23 protein-coding genes are annotated in these 23,311 nt (G+C 31.3%); 13 read left to right on the top strand and 10 right to left on the bottom strand.

All coding sequences use genetic code 11. The features are described 5' to 3' along the window. Positions 1-30: 30 nt before the first annotated feature. Entirely contained in the window at positions 31-1,425 is a 1,395-nt protein-coding gene (locus tag V6251_RS08790) for a sugar transferase (protein ID WP_341587910.1), read from the top strand. On the opposite strand, the gene V6251_RS08785 is transcribed toward V6251_RS08790, so the two are convergent. Both V6251_RS08785 and V6251_RS08780 read right to left on the bottom strand, forming a co-directional pair. Continuing rightward, on the bottom strand, positions 1,426-2,607 hold the full coding sequence (locus V6251_RS08785) for a lipoprotein N-acyltransferase Lnb domain-containing protein (RefSeq protein ID WP_341587909.1): 1,182 nt from the start codon (positions 2,605-2,607) through the stop codon (positions 1,426-1,428). A gap of 14 nt (positions 2,608-2,621) precedes the next feature. After that, entirely contained in the window at positions 2,622-3,689 is a 1,068-nt protein-coding gene (locus tag V6251_RS08780) for a putative type IX sorting system protein PorV2 (RefSeq protein ID WP_414692209.1), read from the bottom strand. A gap of 123 nt (positions 3,690-3,812) precedes the next feature. Here V6251_RS08780 and V6251_RS08775 point away from each other — a divergent pair, with 123 nt between their 5' ends. Both V6251_RS08775 and V6251_RS08770 read left to right on the top strand, forming a co-directional pair. After that, positions 3,813-4,562, top strand: a complete 750-nt coding sequence (locus V6251_RS08775) for a CDP-alcohol phosphatidyltransferase family protein (protein ID WP_341587908.1) — start codon at positions 3,813-3,815, stop codon at positions 4,560-4,562. Positions 4,563-4,570: 8 nt separating this feature from the next. Beyond that, entirely contained in the window at positions 4,571-5,395 is an 825-nt protein-coding gene (locus V6251_RS08770; protein ID WP_341587907.1) for a TerC family protein, read from the top strand. 76 nt (positions 5,396-5,471) lie between these two features. Here V6251_RS08770 and lptB read toward each other — a convergent pair whose 3' ends face one another. The 4 genes from lptB to V6251_RS08750 form a co-directional block, all read right to left on the bottom strand. Then, a complete protein-coding gene (gene lptB / locus V6251_RS08765; RefSeq protein WP_028282850.1) occupies positions 5,472-6,212 on the bottom strand; it encodes an LPS export ABC transporter ATP-binding protein in 741 nt (246 codons plus the stop codon). 75 nt (positions 6,213-6,287) lie between these two features. Further along, the gene (locus V6251_RS08760) at positions 6,288-6,650 is read right to left on the bottom strand and encodes a carboxymuconolactone decarboxylase family protein (RefSeq protein ID WP_341587906.1); all 363 of its coding nucleotides are present in this window, start codon (positions 6,648-6,650) and stop codon (positions 6,288-6,290) included. After that, positions 6,634-7,470, bottom strand: coding sequence for a twin-arginine translocase subunit TatC (gene tatC / locus V6251_RS08755; RefSeq protein ID WP_145000147.1), 837 nt, complete (start codon positions 7,468-7,470; stop codon positions 6,634-6,636). The genes V6251_RS08760 and tatC overlap by 17 nt, the downstream gene beginning before the upstream one ends. After that, a complete protein-coding gene (locus V6251_RS08750) occupies positions 7,470-8,435 on the bottom strand; it encodes a KpsF/GutQ family sugar-phosphate isomerase (protein ID WP_341587905.1) in 966 nt (321 codons plus the stop codon). Before V6251_RS08750 ends, tatC begins: the two co-directional genes overlap by 1 nt. Before the next feature lie 207 nt (positions 8,436-8,642). Between V6251_RS08750 and V6251_RS08745 the strand changes: the two genes are divergently transcribed. Next, positions 8,643-10,823, top strand: coding sequence for a RecQ family ATP-dependent DNA helicase (locus V6251_RS08745; RefSeq protein WP_261375214.1), 2,181 nt, complete (start codon positions 8,643-8,645; stop codon positions 10,821-10,823). A 39-nt stretch (positions 10,824-10,862) separates the two neighbouring features. On the opposite strand, the gene V6251_RS08740 is transcribed toward V6251_RS08745, so the two are convergent. Next, positions 10,863-11,357 carry a hypothetical protein gene (locus V6251_RS08740; protein ID WP_341587904.1) on the bottom strand — a complete coding sequence of 165 codons (495 nt, stop codon included), beginning with the start codon at positions 11,355-11,357 and terminating at the stop codon, positions 10,863-10,865. A gap of 126 nt (positions 11,358-11,483) precedes the next feature. Between V6251_RS08740 and V6251_RS08735 the strand changes: the two genes are divergently transcribed. From V6251_RS08735 to V6251_RS08720, 4 genes are all read left to right on the top strand, one after another. Further along, positions 11,484-12,416, top strand: a complete 933-nt coding sequence (locus V6251_RS08735; RefSeq protein WP_341587903.1) for a peptidylprolyl isomerase — start codon at positions 11,484-11,486, stop codon at positions 12,414-12,416. Positions 12,417-12,523: 107 nt separating this feature from the next. Further along, positions 12,524-13,066: a YfiT family bacillithiol transferase gene (locus tag V6251_RS08730; RefSeq protein ID WP_341587902.1), complete on the top strand. Its 543-nt coding sequence runs from the start codon at positions 12,524-12,526 to the stop codon at positions 13,064-13,066. 75 nt (positions 13,067-13,141) lie between these two features. Next, on the top strand, positions 13,142-13,474 hold the full coding sequence (locus V6251_RS08725; RefSeq protein ID WP_445933618.1) for a tRNA-binding protein: 333 nt from the start codon (positions 13,142-13,144) through the stop codon (positions 13,472-13,474). A gap of 17 nt (positions 13,475-13,491) precedes the next feature. Continuing rightward, positions 13,492-14,520: a 1-acyl-sn-glycerol-3-phosphate acyltransferase gene (locus tag V6251_RS08720; protein ID WP_341587901.1), complete on the top strand. Its 1,029-nt coding sequence runs from the start codon at positions 13,492-13,494 to the stop codon at positions 14,518-14,520. 55 nt (positions 14,521-14,575) lie between these two features. Here the strand turns inward: V6251_RS08720 and V6251_RS08715 are convergent, their stop codons facing one another. Both V6251_RS08715 and V6251_RS08710 read right to left on the bottom strand, forming a co-directional pair. Then, the gene (locus V6251_RS08715; protein ID WP_341587900.1) at positions 14,576-14,980 is read right to left on the bottom strand and encodes a PUR family DNA/RNA-binding protein; all 405 of its coding nucleotides are present in this window, start codon (positions 14,978-14,980) and stop codon (positions 14,576-14,578) included. An 86-nt stretch (positions 14,981-15,066) separates the two neighbouring features. Next, entirely contained in the window at positions 15,067-16,809 is a 1,743-nt protein-coding gene (locus V6251_RS08710; RefSeq protein ID WP_341587899.1) for an ABC transporter ATP-binding protein, read from the bottom strand. Positions 16,810-16,954: 145 nt separating this feature from the next. On the opposite strand from V6251_RS08710, the gene V6251_RS08705 reads away from it, so the two are divergent. The 4 genes from V6251_RS08705 (at position 16,955) to yajC (ending at position 20,013) form a co-directional block, all read left to right on the top strand. Then, the gene (locus V6251_RS08705) at positions 16,955-18,058 is read left to right on the top strand and encodes a Glu/Leu/Phe/Val family dehydrogenase (RefSeq protein WP_292944162.1); all 1,104 of its coding nucleotides are present in this window, start codon (positions 16,955-16,957) and stop codon (positions 18,056-18,058) included. Between the two features lie 112 nt (positions 18,059-18,170). Continuing rightward, entirely contained in the window at positions 18,171-19,115 is a 945-nt protein-coding gene (nusB, locus tag V6251_RS08700) for a transcription antitermination factor NusB (protein WP_341587898.1), read from the top strand. A gap of 86 nt (positions 19,116-19,201) precedes the next feature. Then, positions 19,202-19,717: a DUF1573 domain-containing protein gene (locus V6251_RS08695; RefSeq protein ID WP_145000119.1), complete on the top strand. Its 516-nt coding sequence runs from the start codon at positions 19,202-19,204 to the stop codon at positions 19,715-19,717. After that, positions 19,717-20,013, top strand: coding sequence for a preprotein translocase subunit YajC (gene yajC / locus V6251_RS08690; RefSeq protein WP_145000117.1), 297 nt, complete (start codon positions 19,717-19,719; stop codon positions 20,011-20,013). The genes V6251_RS08695 and yajC overlap by 1 nt, the downstream gene beginning before the upstream one ends. Positions 20,014-20,064: 51 nt before the next feature. On the opposite strand, the gene V6251_RS08685 is transcribed toward yajC, so the two are convergent. Continuing rightward, the gene (locus V6251_RS08685) at positions 20,065-20,667 is read right to left on the bottom strand and encodes a YdeI/OmpD-associated family protein (protein ID WP_341587897.1); all 603 of its coding nucleotides are present in this window, start codon (positions 20,665-20,667) and stop codon (positions 20,065-20,067) included. Positions 20,668-20,830: 163 nt separating this feature from the next. On the opposite strand from V6251_RS08685, the gene V6251_RS08680 reads away from it, so the two are divergent. Further along, the gene (locus V6251_RS08680) at positions 20,831-23,209 is read left to right on the top strand and encodes a TonB-dependent receptor (protein WP_341587896.1); all 2,379 of its coding nucleotides are present in this window, start codon (positions 20,831-20,833) and stop codon (positions 23,207-23,209) included. Positions 23,210-23,311 lie beyond the last annotated feature (102 nt).

The raw sequence follows: 23,311 nt of genomic DNA, 5'->3' as shown, positions 1-23,311 counted from the left end.
TCTTTGAAACCATTCTACCAATCCGTTAACATGAATAAAAGTAGTGGTATCCACTTTGAAATTTCTGAGCGTAAAATACTTTTGCGTTTATTTGATTTACTTTTTATAGGTTTATCACTATTTACAGTAAGCTCTTTTTTTGACTTTGATTATTTTAAAGTGTATGACCAACATTGGACTTGGTTTATTGTGCTTGCCATTTATATTACCGTTTTTGGAACCGTCCTAGAGCTATATGACTTACAAAAATCAAGTCGATTGGATACTGTCCTTGGTACGGTTTTGCTTACCTCCTCAGTAACTGTTTTGTTTTATCTTTTAACTCCATTTTACACACCATCATTACCCGAAAACAGATTACAAATAGTTTACTTTTATTTGGCTATTTTGTTTGGTCTATATTTTTGGAGATGGGCTTATATCACTTTTATTTCTTCTCCTAGGTTTTTTAAAAGAGTGCTTTTAGTTGGCGAAATTTCTAACATTAAAACCATTGTTGACGCTTTTGCTAGTGCAGATCCTAATTATAAGATTATTGGATTTATTAATTGCGAAACAAGTAAAAAAGATTCGATAAAATACAATGGGTTAAAAGAATATGAGCCTTCTAAAATACATCAAATAATTAAAGAAGAAAACATATCAGAAGTTGTAATCGCGAGTTATAATTCAGAAAATATAACCTCTTTAATTTATTCCGATTTAATAACCTTGTTGGAAAAAGGGTTTCCAATAAAAGAGTATACTCAGGTTTATGAAGATATTACTTACCGTGTTCCAGTTCAGTTTGTTGGAAAGGATTTTTATAAATATTTCCCGTTTAGCCGAAACAATAAAAACAAATTATATTTAGCATACAGACGACTTTTTGATATTGTGTTATCATTGGTTGGTTTATTTTTAGGACTATTAATGTTACCATTTATTTTAATTGGAAATCTAATAGGAAATAGAGGCGCTTTATTTTATACTCAAGAACGTGTTGGTCAAAATGGAATGCCTTTCAAGATTTTTAAATATAGGACTATGGTTAAAAATGCAGAAGTAGGAGGCGCTGTTTGGGCCTCAAAAAATGATACTAGAATTACTGCTTTTGGAAAATTTTTAAGAGTTACTAGATTAGACGAGATACCACAGTTTTTTAATATTTTAAAAGGAGATATGAGTTTAATTGGTCCTAGACCAGAGCGTCCTTATTTTGTAGACGAATTGTCCCAAGTCATTCCTTTTTACGAAACTAGACATATCGTTAAACCAGGACTAACAGGATGGGCTCAAGTTAAAGCACGATATGGCTCAAGTGTTGATGATAGTTTATTAAAACTTCAGTACGATTTGTACTATATTAAGCATAGAGGCTTTTTATTAGACATCAATATTATAGTTAAAACGTTAAGTACTGTCATCTTTTTTAGAGGACAATAATTAGGCTTTATTTTCGGTTAATTTATAAAACCTTAAAAGGTATATATATCTAACTGCTAACGCTAGTAATAAAGGTGCCAAAGCAGGAGCAAAGCGTTGCACACCTATAGTCCAATGCATCACAATCAAGCATAACATTAAAATTGAAAATTTAATATAAGCTATAAACCATTTTTTAGGACTAGTCTTCAAAATTTGAAGGACACAAAACAAGCTTAAAGGAAAAGCCCATAATAGATTGTAGTTGTATGTGGTACCTGTATGATCTGTTGCAAACCATAGTAAAAACAGTAAAACACCTATTAGTCCTGTGACTGTAAATAGGGCTAAATCTAACCCTTTATTTCTAGCGTTATTTTTATTATCGCTATAGGTTAGGTAAATAATAACTAATGCTAAAACCAATGTTAACAGTAATGGACTAGTTAGAAAAAAGCTGTTTTTATTTTCGTTTTCTCCTTTTTTAGTAAAGATTGTTTTAGATGCAGTAACCAATTTTTCTTTTGAATCCTTTAAAGTAGCAAGCTCAAAAAACTGATTAATTTTTTCAGGTAAAAAAAGCTGTTCTCTTGGCGTTGCTTGTCTATCAATTATAGACCCTAGTGCAATATCTATCCCAAAGCTTCCCCAAGTATTCCAATGTAAATTATGGTCAATTAATTGTCTAAAAGTTTGCTGTTTATAGTCTTCTGGTAAGTTATACTCTAGATTTCCATCTAAAGTCGTTTCAATGACATCTCTTATTTTAGTGGCGCAATTATCATAAAAAAAATCATACAAGTAAGCTCCTTGATCTTTCTTGTAATTAGCCTCTAAATAATCATATAATTGTTTGGTTTCAGCTTGAGTTAAGCGCAGTTGTTGCTCTTTTATTGTACGATTTTCACTAATATAAAATGCTATAAGATTTTTATAATTGGATTTACCTTGTAGATAGTTAAGTTTTCCTCTAGCAAAATCTAAATAAAAATTTGGGTCGTCAAAATTATACCGACCAAAGTCATATGCAATATCAACAAATCGGGACTTAATACGGATGGCATTATGCCCAAAAGCATCGTTTAAGTTACTACCTGGTCCAAATGTGATAACACTTACTGTGGTGTCCTGGGATAAAGGTGTTGATTGTGTAAATCCTGTTGTTGTACTAAGTAAAAAAACAACGTATAAAAATAGTCTCATGCTACAAAGATAACTTATCTAAAAACGCTAAAATCTAGTTTTAACGAAAATACATTAGAATACAAAGCAACGCTTTGATCACCAATATCTGTAAACGCGTAGTCTACTTGGATGCCTTTATATTTAAAACCGACACCAAAACTTGGTTGAAAGGTTAAATCTTCAGAGTTGTCTATCTGTAATTCATTTTGAAAATTACCAACACCTGTTCTAAGATAAATCATATCAATATAGCCAAACTCTAAGCCTAAAGCAGGATTTATACTTGCAAAAGAGGTTGAAATAACATCATTGTTTTGTTCAAATCTTACATTTAAATCTAATTCTGCTTCCAGTGTATAATCGTAATGAAAGCGATATAATTTAGCAACACCTAATTGTAATTTTGGTATTGTAATCTCTGTAGTTTCTGGTAATTCTTGATTTTGACCTTCTACTGCATTTTGGACTTTAGCAAATTCATCTTCATTAATAGTCCAAGCATTAAAAGTTGTGGTAATGTCACGTGCCATGATACCAAATTTCCAATTATTGTCACTTTCAAATTGAATAGCAGCATCCAAACCAAAACCCCAACTTGAAGCAAAGTCTCCTATAATACGTCTAATAATTTTAGCATTAACACCATAACTTAACCCTTCTAGCGGTAAGTCTCTAGCGTAAGATAAAGTTAAACCGTAATCTGCTGTAGAAAATAAGCTGATTCGGTCATAGTTAACATTACCTTGTTCATCTATAAGCTGTGTAGTATCTAGGATATCATCCACAGCAAAACGTATTAAAGAGATTCCGAAAGCACTATTATCATCTAAAGGCATTGCAAAAGCTGCATAGTCATAATTTGCAATATTAGCAAAGTAACTAGAGTGCATTAAGGCTAATTGATTGTCTTCTAGTTTAATTAATCCAGCAGGATTCCAATAGCCAGAATTTACATCGTTGGTTCTAGCAACGGTAGCATTGCTCATTCCTAAAGCTGCTGCATCCACACCAATATTCATAAATTCGTTTGAATATTTTCGGGTTTGAGCAAAAGATAATGAGACACTCAGTAATAAAAAGGCTAGTAAGCTTACTTTCAATTTCAATTTTTTTTTACAAAGATGCTATAATTTTTCTATATATTAAACTTCAATTTTAATACTATATTGCATAGTGTTTGGAATAGACCCAAATACTTTGTTATTTTTACAAAAAACTAACTGATGAACATCAAAGCTTTTATACCAAATTTTATCACACTTCTTAATTTATTTAGCGGAAGTGTGGCAGTCATATTTGCTGTTAATAACCACTTTATATTTGCTGCCTTTTTTGTGTTTTTAGGCATCTTTTTTGATTTTTTTGATGGTTTGTTAGCAAGAAAGTTAAATGTGCAAAGCGATTTAGGCTTGCAATTAGATAGTTTGGCAGACATGGTAACTAGTGGATTAGTACCAGGAATAGTAGTTTTTAAATTATTAGAATTGGCTAGTAATAGTAAAGCGGTAACACCAATTGATGATTGGTCAGAAACCATGCAATGGACTGGTTTCACGTTTAACTTATTACCATTTATTGGGCTGTTTATAACATTAGCATCTGCTTATAGATTGGCTCGTTTTAATCTTGACGAAGACCAACAAAGCTATTTTAAAGGGTTGCCAACACCAGCTAATGCTTTGTTAATTTTATCGTTACCGTTAATTTTAGAATTTCAGAATAATGATTTAATAAATAGTATTATACTTAATAAATGGTTTTTAATTGTGCTAACTATTTTAAGTTGTTACATATTAAATTCATCTGTAAAACTATTTGCTTTAAAATTTAAAAACTGGAGTTTTAAGTCAAATGCAGTACGTTACATTTTTATAATCTTAAGTATTGTGCTTTTAGTGGTGTTGCATTTTGCAGCAATCCCTTTAATAATAATACTATACATTTTACTATCCTTATTTAATAACATCAATTAATACCCACTATGCTAGAAATTATTTTTACGCTTTTAATGCTTGTTTTGTTGCAGGCTGTTTTAGGATTTGATAACTTATTATATATCTCTTTAGAGTCAAAAAAAGCACCAGAATCTGAACAAAAGCGCGTTAGAAAAGTTGGTATTTTAATTGCGATTGTTTTACGTATCATACTATTGTTTGTGTTAGTATCGATAATTGATTTTTTTAAAGCGCCTTTTTCGTTTATGACAGGTGAATTAGGTAATGTGGCCAGCTTTGCTTTTAATGGACACAGTTTAATTGTATTAGCTGGAGGAGGTTTTATTATTTATACAGCTATTAAAGAAATTTGGCACATGATTGGTGCTCATGATTTAGACCAGGATATAGAAGGTGATGGTACACGAGGTAAGTCTGCAAGTGCTGTTATAACTAGTATTGTAATAATGAATTTAGTATTCTCTTTTGATTCTATTTTAGCTGCAATTGGTCTAACAAGTGATATTGAAAACGCTACGACAGCCTTTATTGTAATGGCTATTGCTATTGTAATTAGCGGATTATTAATGTTGTTTTTGGCAGATCGAATCTCTGTGTTTTTAGCAAAAAACCGAATGTATGAAGTGCTAGGGTTATTTATTCTATTTATAGTAGGTATAATGTTAGTTACTGAAGGTGGACATTTAGCACACTTAAAGTTATTTGGAAACCCAATTGAGTCTATGAGTAAAACAACCTTCTATTTTGTGTTGTTTATTTTAATTATTGTAGATGTTGTTCAAGGTCGTTATCAAAAAAAGATATTGGCAGAGAATGCTAGGATTAAAGCTAAGTCTGAAGAAAAAATATAGTGACATAAATGGTCATTAAATACTAAAAGCCCAATTGAATTTTCAATTGGGCTTTTATATATCTGTTAATTTCAGATTAATCTCTAATCTTCTTCTTACGTAATTCAAAATTCTGACCTAAGTAAACTTTACGTACCATTTCGTCATTAGCTAATTCTTCAGGTTCTCCTGCTTTTAGGATACTACCCTCAAACATTAAATAAGTTCTATCTGTAATAGCTAACGTTTCTTGTACGTTGTGGTCAGTAATTAATATACCAATGTTCTTTTTGGTTAATTGCGCTACAATACGTTGTATATCTTCCACTGCAACTGGATCTACTCCAGCAAAGGGTTCGTCTAATAAAATAAAGCTTGGGTTAGTTGCTAAGGCACGTGCAATTTCGGTACGACGACGTTCTCCTCCAGATAATAAATCACCTCTACTTTTTCTAATATGACCTAAACTAAACTCTTCAATTAATGCTTCCATCCTGTGCAATTGTTCTTTTTTGCTCAGTTTGGTCATTTGTAAAACACTTAAAATATTGTCTTCAATACTTAGTTTTCTAAATACTGATGCTTCTTGTGCTAGATAACCAATACCATTTTGTGCACGTTTATACATAGGGTAATTGGTAATGTTAGTGTCATCCAAATAGATGTTTCCAGCATTTGGTTTTACCAAACCAACAGTCATATAAAATGATGTTGTTTTTCCTGCACCATTAGGACCTAAAAGTCCAACAATTTCGCCTTGACTAACTTCAAGAGATACGTCTTTTACAACTTTACGTCCACTGTAGGACTTCATTAAATGTTCGGCTCTTAGCTTCATTTGGTGTGTTTAATTGTCCTAAAAATAAGCATTTCAATATAACTTATTAAAAAGGCGCTTTAATTTATATAAAGTTTAACCTTGTAGGTCTTGATCCTGTGCTTCTAAAGCTTCCCAAAACTCATACGCACGTCTTAAATGTGGTATCACTATAGTACCACCAATTAATGTAGCAATACTTAGGGTTTCCATTACTTGCTCTTTAGACAAACCTTCTTTATAACTTGACTCTAAATGGTATTTAATACAATCATCACAACGTAAGACGGTAGAGGCTACTAAACCTAATAGTTCTTTAGTTTTTACGTCCAATGCACCTTCTGTAAAGGCATTTGTATCTAAATTAAAAATACGTTTGATTATTTTGTTGTTATCGCCTAGAATTTTATCATTCATTTTTTCGCGATAGTCGTTAAATTCTTTAACTAGTTCTGACATCTTTTTTTTGTTTTTTATTTTCGTTTTTCACTACAATTCGAGAGATATGAATACTAACTTCATACAAAATTAGTACAGGTATCGCTACAATTATTTGACTTGCTACATCTGGAGGTGTTATTACTGCAGATAAAATTAGAACTATAACTAAAGCAAATTTTCTATATTTTTTTAAAAACTGAGGCGTTACCAAACCAACTTTAGTTAAAAAGTAGATTAATATTGGTAGCTCAAATATTATTCCAGACGCTAAAACAGACGCTCTGATTAACCCAACGTATGATGAAATATCAATCTCATTGGATACTTCTGTACTTACGGAGTAGGTTCCTAAAAAGTTTATGGATAAAGGTGTTATAATGTAGTATCCAAATAATACACCCATAAAAAACAGTAAAGAAGATATTATGATAAAACCTGTAGATGTTCGACGTTCTTTAGAGGTTAAACCTGGACTAATAAATCGCCATAATTGGTAAATTACATAAGGGAATGCTACAATAAATCCAGCATAAATGGACGTCCATATATGAATAGAAAACTGTCCAGCCATTTCACGGTTTTGTATTATAAACGGAAACGAATCTGCACAAAAACTCATGTCATCCAATCCAAAAAATTTAGACATTTCACATAACCATTGGTAAGTAGGAAACGTCATTTTTTGAGGTGCAAATAGGATGCTATCAAATAGTATACTTGGAAAACAAAAAGCGATTGTACCACAAATAACTACAGCAGATACAATCCTAATTAAATGCCATCTTAAATCTTCAAGATGATCTAAAAAAGACATCTCGTTTACATTTTTTTTTGCCATTATAAAATTCCTTCTCTTATTAAGTCATGGATATGCACAACACCAGCGTACTTGCCATCTTTTTGCACAAGTAATTGAGAAATCCCATAGGTCTCTAAAAGCTCCATAGCATCAATAGCCATAGCGTCTTCTTCGATACGTTTTGGATTGGCACTCATAATATCTTTAGCAGTTAAGTCGCTAAAGTTATCCACTTTACTTAGCATTCGTCTTAAATCACCATCAGTAATTATTCCGACAATTTTATTGTTTTCAGTGACAGCTGTAACACCTAGCATTTTTTCAGAAATTTCAACAATTACCTGTTTAATGTTAGTGTCTAAAGTAACTTCTGGTTTTTGATTAACAGAAGAAATATCCTGAACTCTTAAATATAATTTTTTACCCAATGCACCACCTGGATGGTATTTAGCAAAATCTTTGCTAGAAAACCCTCTTAATTCTAAAAGGCTAACCGCTAATGCGTCACCTAATACTAGTTGTGCAGTAGTACTGGTTGTTGGTGCTAAATTGTTTGGGCAAGCTTCTTTCTCTACAAATGCATTTAAAACAAAATCCGCTTGCTGGCCTAAAAATGAATCTTTATTACCAGTTATAGCAATCATTTTATTTTTTGCATTTTTAATTAATGGTACCAAAACTTTAATTTCTGGTGTGTTTCCACTTTTAGAAATGCAAATCACCACATCATCCTGAAGTATTAATCCTAAGTCACCATGGATAGCATCTGCAGCATGCATAAATACAGCAGGAGTACCAGTCGAGTTTAGCGTAGCCACTATTTTTGTTGCTATAATAGCACTTTTTCCTATTCCAGTAATTATGACTCTACCCTTAGAATTATAAATCAATTCCACAGCTTCAGCAAAGTCGTTATCAATTAAATTTGATAAATTTAATATGGACTGTCCTTCAAGTTTAATAGTTTCTTTGGCACTACTAATAATGGAAGCTTTTGTTTTCAATGTGTTTATTTTTTTTGGTTTATAAAGATTTTACTATCTTTAGTCTTAATCTAAATCACCTTAAGATTATTAGATTAATAATTTCGACAAATTTAGCGAAAAAATTGAGAGGGGAATTCAATTCTTAGCAACTATTTATAGTTTGTCAAAAGTATGTAAGTGTAAATAATTAATTAAATACGAAAGTTATACATAGTGAAAAGCGATTTGCATTCAGCACTAAAAAAATACTTTGGCTTTGGCGAGTTTAAAGGACTTCAAGAACAAGTCATTAAAAGTATCCTAGAACAAAAAAATACATTTGTAATAATGCCTACAGGTGGTGGTAAAAGTTTATGCTACCAATTACCTGCATTAATGCAAGAAGGTACAGCTATAGTTGTGTCTCCTTTAATTGCATTAATGAAAAATCAGGTTGATGCCATTAGAGGTGTCTCCAATGAAAACGGTGTGGCTCATGTTTTAAATTCGTCTTTAAATAAGACTGAAATTAAACAAGTCAAAGAAGACATTACTAATGGGATTACAAAATTATTATATGTAGCACCAGAATCCTTAACTAAAGAAGAAAATGTAGAGTTTTTGCGCACCGTAAAAATCTCTTTCATGGCAGTGGATGAAGCCCATTGTATTAGTGAATGGGGTCACGATTTTAGACCAGAATACCGTAATTTAAGATCTATAATTAGACGTATAGGAGATAATATTCCTATAATTGGTCTAACAGCTACAGCAACACCTAAGGTACAAGAGGATATCCTGAAAAACTTAGGGATGAATGACGCTAACACTTTTAAAGCCTCATTTAATAGACCTAATTTATATTACGAGATACGTCCAAAAACTAAAAACGTAGACGCTGATATTATTCGCTTTGTAAAGCAAAACGAAGGTAAATCCGGAATCATATATTGTTTAAGTCGTAAACGTGTAGAGGAGTTGTCTCAAGTCTTACAAGTTAATGGTATTAAAGCGGTACCATATCACGCAGGTTTGGATGCCAAAAAAAGATCCAATCACCAAGATATGTTTTTAATGGAAGATATTGACGTGGTAGTTGCAACCATAGCTTTTGGTATGGGAATAGACAAACCAGATGTAAGATTTGTAATTCATCACGATATTCCTAAAAGTATAGAAAGCTATTACCAAGAGACTGGTCGTGCAGGACGAGATGGAGGAGAAGGTCATTGTTTAGCGTATTACGCTTATAAGGATATAGAAAAGTTAGAGAAGTTTATGTCAGGTAAACCTGTAGCAGAGCAAGAAATTGGTCAAGCACTATTGCAAGAGGTTGTCGCTTTCGCGGAAACTTCAATATCAAGACGTAAATTTATATTGCACTATTTTGGTGAATCATTTGATAACAAAACAGGTGAAGGTGGAGATATGGATGATAATATGCGTCATCCAAAGGAAAAACAAGAAGCTAAAGATGATGTAAAACTTGTCCTAGAAATTGTCGATGCTACCAATGAGAAATATAAGGCTAAAGAGTTAGTAAACGTTATTGTAGGTAAATCTAACGCGTTAATCAGCTCTCATAAAACAGACGATCAGCCCTTTTTTGGTAAAGGAAAAGATAAAGATAAATCCTATTGGATGGCTTTAACACGACAAATATTAGTGTCAGGATCTTTAAAAAAGGATATTGAAACCTATGGTGTCATTAAGCTTACAGATAAAGGAAAAGAGTTTATAAAAAATCCTGAATCTTTCATGATGACTAAAGATCATGAGTTTGGTGACGAGTCAGACAATACTATAATCACTGCAGAAAGTGGTGGTGGAGCAGTAGTGGATGAGGCATTAATGAAAATGCTTAAAGACTTAAGAAAAACTAATGCTAAAAAATTAGGTGTACCTCCTTTTGTTATATTTCAAGACCCATCCTTAGAGGATATGGCTTTAAAATATCCAGTATCTGTGGAAGAGTTATCTAACGTTCATGGTGTTGGAGAAGGAAAAGCTAAAAAGTATGGTAAAGATTTTGTCGCGCTTATTGCTAGATATGTAGAAGATAACGACGTTGTAAGACCAGATGATTTAGTAGTTAAATCTACAGGTAGCAACTCTGCACTTAAATTATATATCATACAAAATGTGGACAGAAAATTACCATTAACAGATATTGCATCTGCTAAAGGAATGGAAATGTCTGCATTTATTAAAGAAATGGAAGCTATTGTTTTTTCTGGAACAAAATTAAATATTGATTATTGGATTAATGATATTCTAGATGAAGACCAGCAAGAAGAAATCCATGATTATTTTATGGAGTCACAAACAGATAAGATTGACGTAGCAATAGATGAGTTTGATGGAGATTATGATGATGAAGAGTTACGATTATATCGTATTAAATTTATAAGTGAAGTTGCAAACTAATTATAATACCAAATAGCACTGTATTAATGGCCTAACAAGTTAATTTGTTAGGTCTTTTTTGTTTTCTTCTGCTATTTGTAATTCATCTAATCCGTCTAACGTTAGAGGCGTAAAAGTAATGGTGTGTTTTTTTACTTGTAGTGTTATATTTTTAATTGCAGATCGTTTGATATTTTCGGCAGCTTCTTTTTCAATTTCAAAATCTATTCTAGTAACATAACCATCAAAAACACCCATGTTTTCAGACTCAAACTCATCCATGTCTGATTTTAAATCTAAAGTATGATTGTTGTTAACCATTAAAAGTCTAGCGCCTTTTTTTGCTTTAATATTTAATTTTCCGACAATAAAAGTTTGTAAAAAATAATAACCACCAAGCTCTGCATAACCTGCATAAATCACATTTTGATCTGCAATACCTACAGGTTGGTCTTTACTATGCTTTAAAATAGCTTCAATATAATTGGAATCAGCTAATTGATTGTTTTTTGATTTTTTATCATTACCTCCAAATAGCTTATTAAATACACCCATAATAATTTTTTATTTTTTCAAATCTAACAAAATTTAGTAAAACAGGATTGGATAAAAAAAATCATCTGTCATTACTTATTACTTTTAACTTCTTTATATCTTTGCAGTTCATTAAAAAACAATGTAATGCAAGACGGTTTATACGCAAAATTTAATACGAATAAAGGCGAAATTTTAGTCGCTTTAGAATTTGAGAAAACTCCTGGAACAGTTGGTAACTTTGTTGCTTTAGCTGAAGGTAACATGGAAAACGATGTTAAACCACAAGGGACACCTTATTACGATGGACTAAAGTTTCATAGAGTAATTGATAACTTTATGATCCAAGGTGGTTGTCCACAAGGTAGCGGATCAGGTAATCCAGGATATAAGTTTGATGACGAGTTTCACCCAGATTTAAAGCATAGTGGACCTGGAATATTAAGTATGGCAAATGCTGGACCTGGTACTAACGGAAGTCAGTTTTTTATTACTCATGTTGCTACAGATTGGTTAGATGGTAACCATACTGTTTTTGGAAACGTAGTAAAAGGACAAGACATCGTTGATGCTATTGCACAAGGAGATAAGATTGAAACTTTAGAAATTGTTAGAGTTGGTGCAGATGCAGAAAACTTTAATGCAATTGAAGCCTTTAGAACATTTGAAGGTGCAAGAGAAAAACGTGTAGCTGCAGAACGTGAAGCTAAACGTGCAGAATTAGATAAATTAGCTGCAGGTTTTGAAGAAACTAAAAGTGGTTTACGTTACCAAATTATCCAAAAAGGAACTGGTAAAAAAGCTGAAAAAGGTAACCAAGTTTCTGTACACTACAAAGGACAATTAGCAGACGGAACTGTCTTTGATAGTTCTTACAAGCGTAATCAACCTCTAGATTTTCAGGTAGGAGTAGGTCAAGTTATTTCTGGATGGGATGAAGGGATTCAATTATTACAAGTTGGTGATAAAGCCCGTTTTGTTATACCTTCAGATTTAGGTTATGGATCAAGAGGTGCAGGAGGAGCAATTCCACCAGATGCTGTACTTGTATTTGATGTAGAACTTGTAGACGTTAAATAATAATTAATTATTTATTGTTCTATTTAGATATTCTAAAACAAAAATTATAAATATTTAAAACCTCAAAAGAGTTATATCTTTTGAGGTTTTTTAATTAAATTAATCCCATGTTAGATCAAAAATTAGAAAGGTTAAAGTATCCTATCGGAAAATTTGAATGTCCAACAACAATAACGGAAGCGACTATTGATGCTTGGTTATCTATACTAAAACATTTTCCAAATAGGTTGGAGCAGTTGGTGATTAACTTGTCAGACAAGCAATTAGATACATCTTATAGGTTAGGAGGCTGGACTATTAGACAAGTAATACACCACATTGCAGACAGTCACCATCATAGTTATATAAGATTTAAATGGGCAATGACAGAAGATAACCCAGTAATTAAAGCCTATGATGAAAACACTTGGGCTTCTCAGCATGATTATAATCAGCCAATAGCGCTATCTCTATTACATATTAAAGTAGTACATGCTAAATTGGTGTATTATTTAAAAGGCTTAACAGCAGAACAATTGCAACGTACCTTTATTCATCCAGAAAACAATCAAATGATAGCTTTAGATAAAAATTTAGGTAATTATGCTTGGCATAGTAATCATCATTACGCGCATATAGAAGGTGTTTTAAAAAGTAAAGGCTGGATTTAGATTAATAATTGTTTGTTTTGGCTTAAAATTAGTTTTATTTTAAAGTCCTAAATTAAATTATAACCAAGGGTAATTATGAGCACTATTCAATTTGAAGATTTTACCAAAGTAGATTTACGTGTAGGTACCATTTTAGAAGTTAATGATTTTCCAGAAGCCAAAAAACCTGCGTATCAATTAACCATAGATTTTGGAGGTTTGGGAGTTAAAAAAACTAGTGCGCAAATCACAACGCTTTATACAAAAGAAGACTTACTAAATAGGCAAATTGTCGCAGTGGTAAATTTTCCGCGTAAGCAGATTGCAAAATTTATGAGTGAGTGTTTAGTATTGGGAGCGGTTAATGCTAAGGATGTTATTTTGTTAAATCCAGAAAGCAAAGTTCCTAACGGTACTTCTGTATCATAGTAGTCTGGTTAATATTTTTGAATAAAATAGGATTACATACCGTTAGGATTTATATTCAATTAGGATTGTTTTTTTACTATAAAAAAATAATTATAAACGGAAAAAAAAGCATCCCAAAAGACCAAACCGTTTTATTTTTATCCAATCATCAAAATGCGTTAATAGATGCTTTGCTATTGGCTACAAAGTCAGGACGCTTAAGTTATTTTTTAACTAGAGCTGGTGTTTTTAAAAAACCATTTGTAAGTAGGTTATTGCATAGCTTGAATATGCGACCAATTTATCGTGTTAGAGATGGCTGGAGCACGATTGCTAAAAATAAATCTGTTTTTAGTAATACTGTTAATTTGTTACATGATAACAAAGTAGTGACTATTTTTCCGGAAGGAAATCACAATTTAGAAAGACGAGTTAGACCATTAAGTAAAGGGTTTACCAGAATTATTTTAAAACACAGGCAAACGTATCCTAAGCAGTCAATATATTTAATTCCGGTGGGTTTAAATTATCAAGAGCCTAAAGCAATGGGTAGTACTGTTTCTATTTGTTTTGGAGAAGCTTTAGCGTCTAAATCTTATAATCATTTAGACGATTTTATTGCGACTAAACAAATGAAACAGGATGTATTTAATTCGTTAATAAGTTTAACGACTCACATACCACAAAGTAATTATGCTTCTATAATAAAAAAACTTAATAAGTTAAATGTGGATTTTACCAATCCCAATAGTGTTAATCATTGTATTGTAAGTCAGTTTAAAACGTGTCAAGTTAAACGTGTAAAACAATTTAATTTTAAGGTCTTAATAAAGCCAATCCTTTATTTGTTATTATGTGTGCCTATTCTGGTTTGGAGACATAACATAAAACCAAAAATTAAGGAAGCTGAGTTTTTATCTACCTTTAGGTTTGCCATAAGTATAACTTTAGTACCACTTTGGTTATTTGTAATATCTGCTATTATTTGGCTTGCCTTTAATTTTGTTGCAAGTCTTATATTTATTTTGGGAAGTCTAATTTTAATTTTGATTTACAATAAAGCATAAAAAAAACCTTCTCTAAATTTAGAAAAGGTTTTTTTGATATAAGGTGATTTTTATATTAAATATCGTCAAAATCTACATCTGTAAATCTACTTTCAGCAGTTGGTGTTTCGGACGTTTCAGTCTTAACTTCAGAAGTAGGAGTAGCTGGAGTGTCATATTCTTTTTTGAAATCTTTTTGGTGACGCTCGCTAATAACTTCATCTCCTTTTTCGTTGATGATGTAATCTGTCATTTCTTTTAGGATGTCATTAAACTCACTAAAGTCTTCTTTATATAAGTAAATTTTATGTTTTTTATAATGAAATGATCCATCGTCATTTGTAAACTTTTTACTTTCTGTAATAGTCAGGTAGTAATCATCTGCTTTAGTAGCTCTTACATCAAAAAAATAAGTTCGTCTTCCTGCTCTTAATACTTTCGAAAAAATTTCTTCCTTCTCCATCATCTCGTTATTATGCATAATCCTTGATTTGTGTTGTTAGTTAATTCGTAAACTCAAAAGTCAAAAAAAAAGTTGAATGAAACAACATTTTAGTGTAAATCTTTTTACTTAGTTGTTTTTAAATACAGCTCTTTGTAATAACCATCAGTGTTTATAAGGTTTTCATGTGTGCCTGATTGCACAATTTGACCATCGTCTAAAACTATAATTTGATCTGCATTTTTAGCAGAAGAGATTCTGTGACTTACAATTATAGTTGTTTTTCCTTTAGTAATTGTTTTTAAGTTATTTAAAATCTTCTCTTCAGTTTCAGTATCAACTGCAGATAAACAGTCATCAAATAACATGATTTGAGGCTTTTTAATAATAGCTCTAGCAATGGATACACGTTGCTTTTGTCCTCCAGATAGTGTGATGCCTCGCTCACCTAAAACAGTGTCGTATTGTTTGTTAAATTTGATTATGTTTTTATGTACTTGTGCTAATTTAGCAGCATCTATAACCTCTTGATCTGTAGCGTTTTCTTTACCAAACTTAATGTTGTTATTAATGGAGTCGCTAAATAAAAAGGCATCTTGTGGTACATAACCTGTGGCATCCCTTAGACTATATAAGTTTAGGGTTTCTATAGGTTTTTGATCTATTAAAATAGTGCCTGAATCTACGTCGTACAAACGTCCAACTAAATCTAAGATTGTAGATTTTCCGGATCCTGTTTTTCCTATAACAGCCAAAGTTTGACCTGTATTTACTTTAAAACTAACATTTTTTAAGGCTTGTATGTTGGTGTCATCATAAGTAAAAGACACATTTTTAAATTCTATTTCGCCATTAATTTCTGATAATTCAGCGTTGTTATTTTGTATTTCTGGTTCGGTTTTTAAAAACTCATTAATTCTATTTTGAGAAGCTTCTGCTTCCTGTACTATAGAGGTTACCCAACCTACAGTTGCAACTGGCCAAGTTAGAAGGTTAACGTACATAATAAATTCTGAAATTGTACCTAAGCTAATTTCGCCATTCATATATTGTTTACCTCCAATATATATAACTAACACGTTGCTTAACCCAATAAGCAAAATCATCATCGGAAAAAACAAGGCTTGTATACGTACTAAACTTAATTGTTTCTCTTTGTTAGTTTCTGATAATTCATCAAAATTAGCTGAGGTTTGTGGCTCTATACCATAAGCCTTAATTACAGAAATGCCACTAAAGGTTTCTTGAGAAAACGTGGATAGTTTGGATAAGTATTGTTGTACAATGGTACTACGTTTATGTATTTCTGAGCTAATTTTATAAATAATTATGGATAAAATTGGAAGCGGAATAATTGTGTAAAGCGTCAACATTGGCGCTTGTCTAAACATAAAAACTAGAGCTACAATAAATAATGTTAAGGTATTAATACTATACATAATTGCAGGACCAGTATACATACGTACTTTGGTCACGTCCTCACTTATACGATTCATTAAATCACCAGTCCTATTTTTTTTATAAAAATTTAAAGATAGTTTTTGGTATTGTTGGTAGATTTCGTTTTTTAAATCATATTCAATATAACGCGATACATTAATTATTGTTTGACGCATCCAGAAGGTTAATATTCCAGACAATATTGCAGAACCTACCAAAAATAAAATGTATTTTAATAGTTTGGCTTTGTAAGCAACCTCACTACTTTCCGGATTTTGTAATTGATCGTTAACCACGTCTATAATAGAACCTATAAATTTGGGAACAAATACAGTAAATAGTTTAGAAACGATGGTAATTAAAACACCAATTATAATTTGTGTTCTATATTTGTAAAAGTATTTGTTAAGATGTTGTAATTCTTTCATTTAAATGAAAACCTAAGTTTAAAAAGTTTTTAACAATTTCACATTTTAACATGCTAATTATTGTTTTAATATTAATTATAAGCTAATTTTGCATGCTGAAATTACAAATAGTGTAATTTCAATACATTAATTAAATGTCAACTAAATGGTTTCAGAAGTAATCAACACTAATCAATTATCAAAAGCAGATCCTGTTTTTGGACAATTATCATTTGATAATCACGAACAAGTCGTTTTTTGCAACGACAAAGATACAGGATTAAAAGCAATAATTGGAATACATAACACAGTTTTAGGACCTGCTTTAGGAGGTACTAGAATGTGGCAATATGCTAACGAATGGGAAGCTGTTAATGATGTTTTACGTTTGTCTAGAGGAATGACCTTTAAGTCAGCAATTACAGGTTTAAACCTTGGTGGTGGTAAAGCGGTAATTATTGGTGATGCAAAAACACAAAAAACGCCAGAATTAATGAAGCGTTTTGGAGAGTTTGTGCATAGCTTAAGCGGAAAGTATATTACTGCAGAAGATGTAGGAATGGAAACTGCAGATATGGATTTAGTTAGAGAAGTAACACCTTATGTTACTGGTATTTCTGAAGACAAAGGTGGAGCAGGTAATCCATCTCCAATTACAGCTTATGGTGTTTTTATGGGAATGAAAGCAGCTGCTAAATTCAAATTTGGTACAGACGTCCTAGAAGATAAAACAGTAATTGTACAAGGTATTGGACATGTTGGAGAATCTTTAGTGGAGCACCTAACTAATGATGGTGCAAAAGTAATTATCGACGATATTAATCAAGAGCGTTTAGAGGCAATCAGTAAAAAATACGGAGCATCTATATACAAAGGAAGTAATGTTTATGCAGAGGCTGTAGATATTTACGCACCTTGTGCTTTAGGAGCAACAATTAACGATGCTACAATTAACAGTATCCAAGCTAAAGTTATTGCTGGAGCAGCAAATAATCAATTAGCAGACGAGCTTAAGCATGGTCGTATATTACAAGAAAAAGGTATTGTATACGCACCAGACTTTTTAATTAATGCAGGAGGAATTATTAATGTTTACGCAGAATTAGAAAACTACGGTAAACAAGAAATAATGCGAAAGACAGAAAACATCTACAATACAACCTTGGAGATTTTAAGTAATGCTGAAACTAATGATATAACAACACATCAAGCAGCATTAAATATAGCTTTAAGCAGAATTGAAGCTAGAAAAAAAGAAAATCAGCAATAGATATCTTATAAAATAGACTATTTTTGCAAGGCGAAAGCGAAAGCTTTCGCCTTTTTTAATTAATAATTTAAAAGTATTTCAATATAATTGAAATCTAAAGTTCTTTGTAAGTATGCTAAGTAGAAGACATATTCGTGTTAAAGTAATGCAAGTTTTATATGCATTTGATGGTACAGAAAGTGATGATTTTTCTAAAGACCAAAAATTTTTATTATACAGTATAGATAATATGTATAATTTATATTTAATGACACTGTCCCTAATGATAGAGGTCGGTAAAAAATCTAAAACGCAGTTAGAAACTATTCAGAAAAAGCATTTAGCTACAGCAGAAGAAAAAAATCCCAACAAAAAATTTATAAATAATCAAGTTTTAGAGTTAATTTCTAATAACGTGGCTTTAAAAACAGCTTTTGAAGTCAACAATATTAAAAATTGGCAACTAGATAATGAGTATGTAGATATTATCTATAAAGAAATAATTGCTAGTGATTTATATAAAGAATACATGCAAACTAAAACCTCGACCTTTAAAGAGGATAGAAATTTTATAGTAGATGTATTTAAAGAAATAATTGCTCCTAACGAGAAACTTTACGATTATATTGAAGATAAAAACCTTACTTGGTTAGATGATCTTCCAACAGTAAATACAGCTATTTTAAAATTACTTAGAAAAATTAAAGAAACATCAGACGAGCGTTTCCTTACCCCTAAGTTGTACAAAGATATCGAGGATAAACAATACGCAATTAACTTGTTTAAAAAAACAATGTTAAACCAATCCAAATTAAGCGAAGAAATAGCTAATAAAACTAAAAATTGGGATACAGAACGTATCGCAACTATAGACATGGTTTTATTAAAAATGGCTATTTGCGAGTTAACTAGTTTTCCTTCAATTCCCACTAAAGTAACAATTAATGAATACCTAGAAATAGCTAAAGAATACTCAACGCCTAAAAGCAGTATTTTTATTAACGGAATTCTAGACAAATTGTTAAAAGAATATCAAGAAGAAGGAAAATTAAATAAAGTTGGTCGAGGATTGATGTAGTCAAAAAATATTATTATTTTTACAAACCAAAAATTAATTTAAGTGGCAGTTTAAAAATAAACTACACAAATTCTAAAATAAGTATTATGAAAAAAGTAATGATTCTATTAAGTGCAGTATGCTTAATATCTTTATCATCTTGTAAGCAAGATGCAGCAGCAAAAATTGATGCAAACAATGTAGTAGCAGCTTCAGAGAGAGATGCACAATCAGGTAAGTTACCAGTAATCGAGTTTGATAAAAAAGAACATGATTTTGGTCAAATAGTATCAGGTACACCTCAAGAGACAGTATTTACTTACACAAACAAAGGAGAAGCGCCATTAGTTATTACAGATATTAAAAGTACTTGTGGATGTACAGTTCCTCAAGACTGGTCTAGAGCACCTTTAGCTGTTGGAGAGTCTGATTCTTTTACTGTTAAATTTAACGGAAAAGGAGCTAATAAAACATCTAAAGTAATTAACATCACAGCTAACACAGCTACTGGTAAAGAGTCTGTAAAAATATCAGCTTTTATTACTCCAGACCCTAACGCACCTGTTAAGCAGGCACCACTTAGAACAAATCCAAATGCTAACCCAGGACCACTTACACAATAATGGAAGGAATTAGCGGATTTTTACCTATAATAGCAATGTTTGCTGTAGTGTACTTCTTTATGATTGCACCACAAATGAAACGTGCTAAACAAGAAAAGCGTTTTGCTTCGGATTTAAAAGCAGGTGATAAGGTAATTACTAAAAGCGGAATGCATGGAAAAATTGCACAGCTTAATGATAAGGATAATAGTTGCGTTATAGAAACTATGTCTGGAAAATTAAAGTTTGATCGTTCTGCTATTTCTATGGAAATGAGTAAATCTTTAAACAAGCCAGCTGTTGAATTAAAAAAGTAATTTACAGCTAGATTATATAATAAAAGGCGACCAATTGGTCGCCTTTTTTATTTAGCAATTTTTATACTTATCATGTAAACCCTTATTTTCAATAATCATAGGTGTTATCTTTTCTATCCTAGATAACTTTGTAGCTTCTCTTTTGGCTTCAGTAATGTAATTGCAGTATTCACGTTGTTTAGACAGTGATAATAGCTTAAAAGAACTGTGTAATGCACTATTGTTGTTAAATGCAGTTTGCAACTTTATAGGTACAATTATAACCTTAAGCTTTGTTTTAGTAGGCTTAACCTCTTTGCCTAACTCTTGATTTGTTATTGCTTCCTTAATATACTCTAATATAATAGCATTATTTATTTCATTTTTATTAGTAAAGCGTAATTGCCTTAAAGCTTTTGTTTTTCCTTCTTGTGCATTATGTAATAAACTATGTGTATCAGATAATAAAACACCATTAAAAAACCACAAACAAAAATGGTGTTTAAAAGCACCTAAACCAATCACATTTTTCCCTTCAATCATATAAACAGGAGCATTCCATTTTATAGTTTCTTTTAATCCAGCCTTTAAAAGTAAGAGTCTTAAATAGTTGAGGGAATCTATAAACTTGGGATGATCTTGTATATACTCTTCTATGGATGATATTTTCTTCATTTGCTGTTTAAGTTAAATTTTAAAGATAATATTTTTTAAAAGGGTATTTAATTCTATATCAAATAAGTACAACTTTTTATTTATATTTAGTCTAAATAAACTTTGTGATTATTAAAATGAGATTTATATTTGCGCTTTATTTATAATAAATCTAAATAGCATCATGTATAAAAAAATAAGTTTTATCCTAATTTTAATAGCTCAGCTATCATTTTCTCAGTCAATGATTACTGGAAGTGTAATTAATAATTCAAACGAAAAAATTCCTTTTGCAACCATCTTTTTAGAAGAATTAAATACAGGTGTATCTGCTGATATTGATGGTTTTTTTACTTTAGATACTATTAAAAAAGGAAATTATACCATTAAAGTTTCATCAGTAGGTTACACCACGATAACCCAAACAGTAAGTATTAATGATAATGAAACAAAAGCTTTAACCTTTAAGTTACAATTTGATGGTAACCTAGAGGAAGTTGAAGTTTTTGGTAATCGTTTTACACATCCAGATAAAATTGAGGCTTTAACCAGATTGCCTTTAGCGCCTTATGAGCAAATTCAAAGTATATCAATAATTTCGGATAAATTGATAATGCAACAAGGAAATTTAACAATTTCTGATGCTACAAAAAACGTTCCGGGTGTTTATACATTTGCTACTTATGGTAATAAAAGAGAAAGTATGTCTTCTCGTGGTTTTAGAGGTATTCCAATTTTGAAAAATGGCGTTAGAGTGCATTCAGATTTTAGAGGTCAAGGTATTTTGACAGATATGCAAGGTGTGGATAATATTCAGGTTTTAAAAGGAGCTGCGTCAATCACACAAGGTGTTGCAACTGATTTAGGAAGTCCTGGAGGAATAATAAATCTTGTAACTAAAACGCCTAAATATGAATTTGGTGGAAATGTATCATTACGAGGTGGTAGCTTTGGTCAAGCTAGAACAACTTTTGATGTTTATGGACCTTTAGCTAAAACTGAAACGACAGCTTTCAGATTAAATGGTGCTTTAGAGCGTGCTGATAGTTTTAGAGACGGAATTACTTCTGATAGATTTTATATCAATCCTTCGTTTCAATGGAAAGCTGACGATAAAACTACAGTTACTTTAGAATTAGATTATTTTGAAGACAGCAGATCACCTGATTTAGGAACGGTTAATCTTGGCGAAAATAATCAGAATCTAATATATGATTTACCATATGATCAATTTTTAGGTTTTGAAGATGATAAAGCATTAACAACTAATACAACGTATGCTGTTAGATTTGATAGAGAACTATCAAACAAATTAAGTCTAAAAGGAGCGTACTATACATCTAATTTAGAGCTTGATGATAAAGGCGCAAGTTTAGGTGGTGTAATAAATGATGTAGATGGTAATCCAATTTATAATCAAAGATTAAGAGGACACTCCATTAGTACAAGAGAAGATAACAATAGTGTCATACAATTTGACTTAATAGGTGATCAATTAAAAACGGGAAATATTTCTCATACTTTTCAAGTAGGTTTTGACTATCGTACAAATAATTACAATACAACATCGCAACGTGTTACTACTGTGGATACAATTGATGTTTTTACAAGTAATACTAGTGCTTTACCAAGTGATTTAGACTATTCAGCACTTACAGTTCAAGGAGCTAAATCCAAAGCAATAGGGTTTGTGGCTCAAGACGTTGTGACATTTAATAAATACTTAAAAGCATTTTTTGGATTACGTTACAGTAAAACCAGAACTATAACAGCAACTGAAACTACTGAAAGTGATGCTTTTAATCCATTAGGAGGTATAATCATTTCGCCATTAGAAAATGTAAATGTATTTGCATCATATACAAATAGCTCTTATCCAAGAACAGCCACTAGGTTAGATGTTAATGGTAATGATTTAGGTAATGAGCGATATGACCAATTTGAAGCAGGTATTAAAACTAATTGGTTAAATAGCAGATTACGTTTTAATTTAACCTACTTTAAAATTAATAATAAAGATATTAATCTACCTGTTTATGATGTTAATTGGGAAGAAACGGGTTATTATGCAAAAGGAGGAAATGATGAAAGAAAAGGAATTGAAGTAGAACTTACAGGTCGTATTTTAGACAATTTAGAGGTTATTACAGGATATTCATATATTGATGCTCAATATAAAGAACATACTTCTTATGTTTATGGCTCTGCACCTTTAAATACACCAAAACACACTTTTAACGTTTATGCAAATTACAGTTTTAAACAGCAACTTCAAGGTTTGTCTGTTGGAGCAGGAGTTTATTATACTGGAGAGCGTCCTATTAATGATTGGAGCTCAGGTGCAGTTACACACCAAGGTATTGTTCCAAATCAAGAGCCTTTTAATGTTGAAGCTTATACACAGGTCAATGCTCAAGTTGCTTATACTTTAAATAACCATTGGAATTTTAGGGTGTTGGTTAATAATGTATTTGATTCAATAGGTTACAACGCTTATAGAACAAGCTATATTAATCAAACAGACCCAAGAAATTTTGCAGGAATTTTGACCTACAAATTTTAAATAAATTGAGTTAGTCTTTAAAGCGTAACACTAAAAATGTTACGCTTTTTTTAGTTTATTATTTTTAATTAAAAATAATTTGAAGCTAACTTATTAAAAATC

Origin of the sequence: Olleya sp. Ti.3.14 (genome assembly GCF_038154885.1) — a bacterium.
Classification (GTDB): Bacteria; Bacteroidota; Bacteroidia; order Flavobacteriales; family Flavobacteriaceae; genus Olleya.
The sequence above is the reverse complement of the archived record's forward strand: the minus strand, read 5'-3'. Positions and strand labels throughout refer to the sequence as shown.

Excerpts from the sequence above, each read along its gene's own strand:
- V6251_RS08680 (WP_341587896.1), top strand. The coding sequence starts at position 20,831 with ATGTATAAAAAAATAAGTTTTATCCTAATTTTAATAGCTCAGCTATCA.
- V6251_RS08710 (WP_341587899.1), bottom strand. The coding sequence starts at position 16,809 with ATGAAAGAATTACAACATCTTAACAAATACTTTTACAAATATAGAACA.
- V6251_RS08705 (WP_292944162.1), top strand. The coding sequence starts at position 16,955 with ATGGTTTCAGAAGTAATCAACACTAATCAATTATCAAAAGCAGATCCT.
- V6251_RS08740 (WP_341587904.1), bottom strand. The coding sequence starts at position 11,357 with ATGGGTGTATTTAATAAGCTATTTGGAGGTAATGATAAAAAATCAAAA.
- V6251_RS08730 (WP_341587902.1), top strand. The coding sequence starts at position 12,524 with ATGTTAGATCAAAAATTAGAAAGGTTAAAGTATCCTATCGGAAAATTT.
- V6251_RS08695 (WP_145000119.1), top strand. The coding sequence starts at position 19,202 with ATGAAAAAAGTAATGATTCTATTAAGTGCAGTATGCTTAATATCTTTA.
- V6251_RS08725 (WP_445933618.1), top strand. The coding sequence starts at position 13,142 with ATGAGCACTATTCAATTTGAAGATTTTACCAAAGTAGATTTACGTGTA.
- V6251_RS08685 (WP_341587897.1), bottom strand. The coding sequence starts at position 20,667 with ATGAAGAAAATATCATCCATAGAAGAGTATATACAAGATCATCCCAAG.
- V6251_RS08760 (WP_341587906.1), bottom strand. The coding sequence starts at position 6,650 with ATGTCAGAACTAGTTAAAGAATTTAACGACTATCGCGAAAAAATGAAT.
- V6251_RS08775 (WP_341587908.1), top strand. The coding sequence starts at position 3,813 with ATGAACATCAAAGCTTTTATACCAAATTTTATCACACTTCTTAATTTA.
- nusB (WP_341587898.1), top strand. The coding sequence starts at position 18,171 with ATGCTAAGTAGAAGACATATTCGTGTTAAAGTAATGCAAGTTTTATAT.
- lptB (WP_028282850.1), bottom strand. The coding sequence starts at position 6,212 with ATGAAGCTAAGAGCCGAACATTTAATGAAGTCCTACAGTGGACGTAAA.
- V6251_RS08770 (WP_341587907.1), top strand. The coding sequence starts at position 4,571 with ATGCTAGAAATTATTTTTACGCTTTTAATGCTTGTTTTGTTGCAGGCT.
- tatC (WP_145000147.1), bottom strand. The coding sequence starts at position 7,470 with ATGGCAAAAAAAAATGTAAACGAGATGTCTTTTTTAGATCATCTTGAA.
- V6251_RS08790 (WP_341587910.1), top strand. The coding sequence starts at position 31 with ATGAATAAAAGTAGTGGTATCCACTTTGAAATTTCTGAGCGTAAAATA.
- V6251_RS08785 (WP_341587909.1), bottom strand. The coding sequence starts at position 2,607 with ATGAGACTATTTTTATACGTTGTTTTTTTACTTAGTACAACAACAGGA.
- V6251_RS08735 (WP_341587903.1), top strand. The coding sequence starts at position 11,484 with ATGCAAGACGGTTTATACGCAAAATTTAATACGAATAAAGGCGAAATT.
- yajC (WP_145000117.1), top strand. The coding sequence starts at position 19,717 with ATGGAAGGAATTAGCGGATTTTTACCTATAATAGCAATGTTTGCTGTA.
- V6251_RS08715 (WP_341587900.1), bottom strand. The coding sequence starts at position 14,980 with ATGCATAATAACGAGATGATGGAGAAGGAAGAAATTTTTTCGAAAGTA.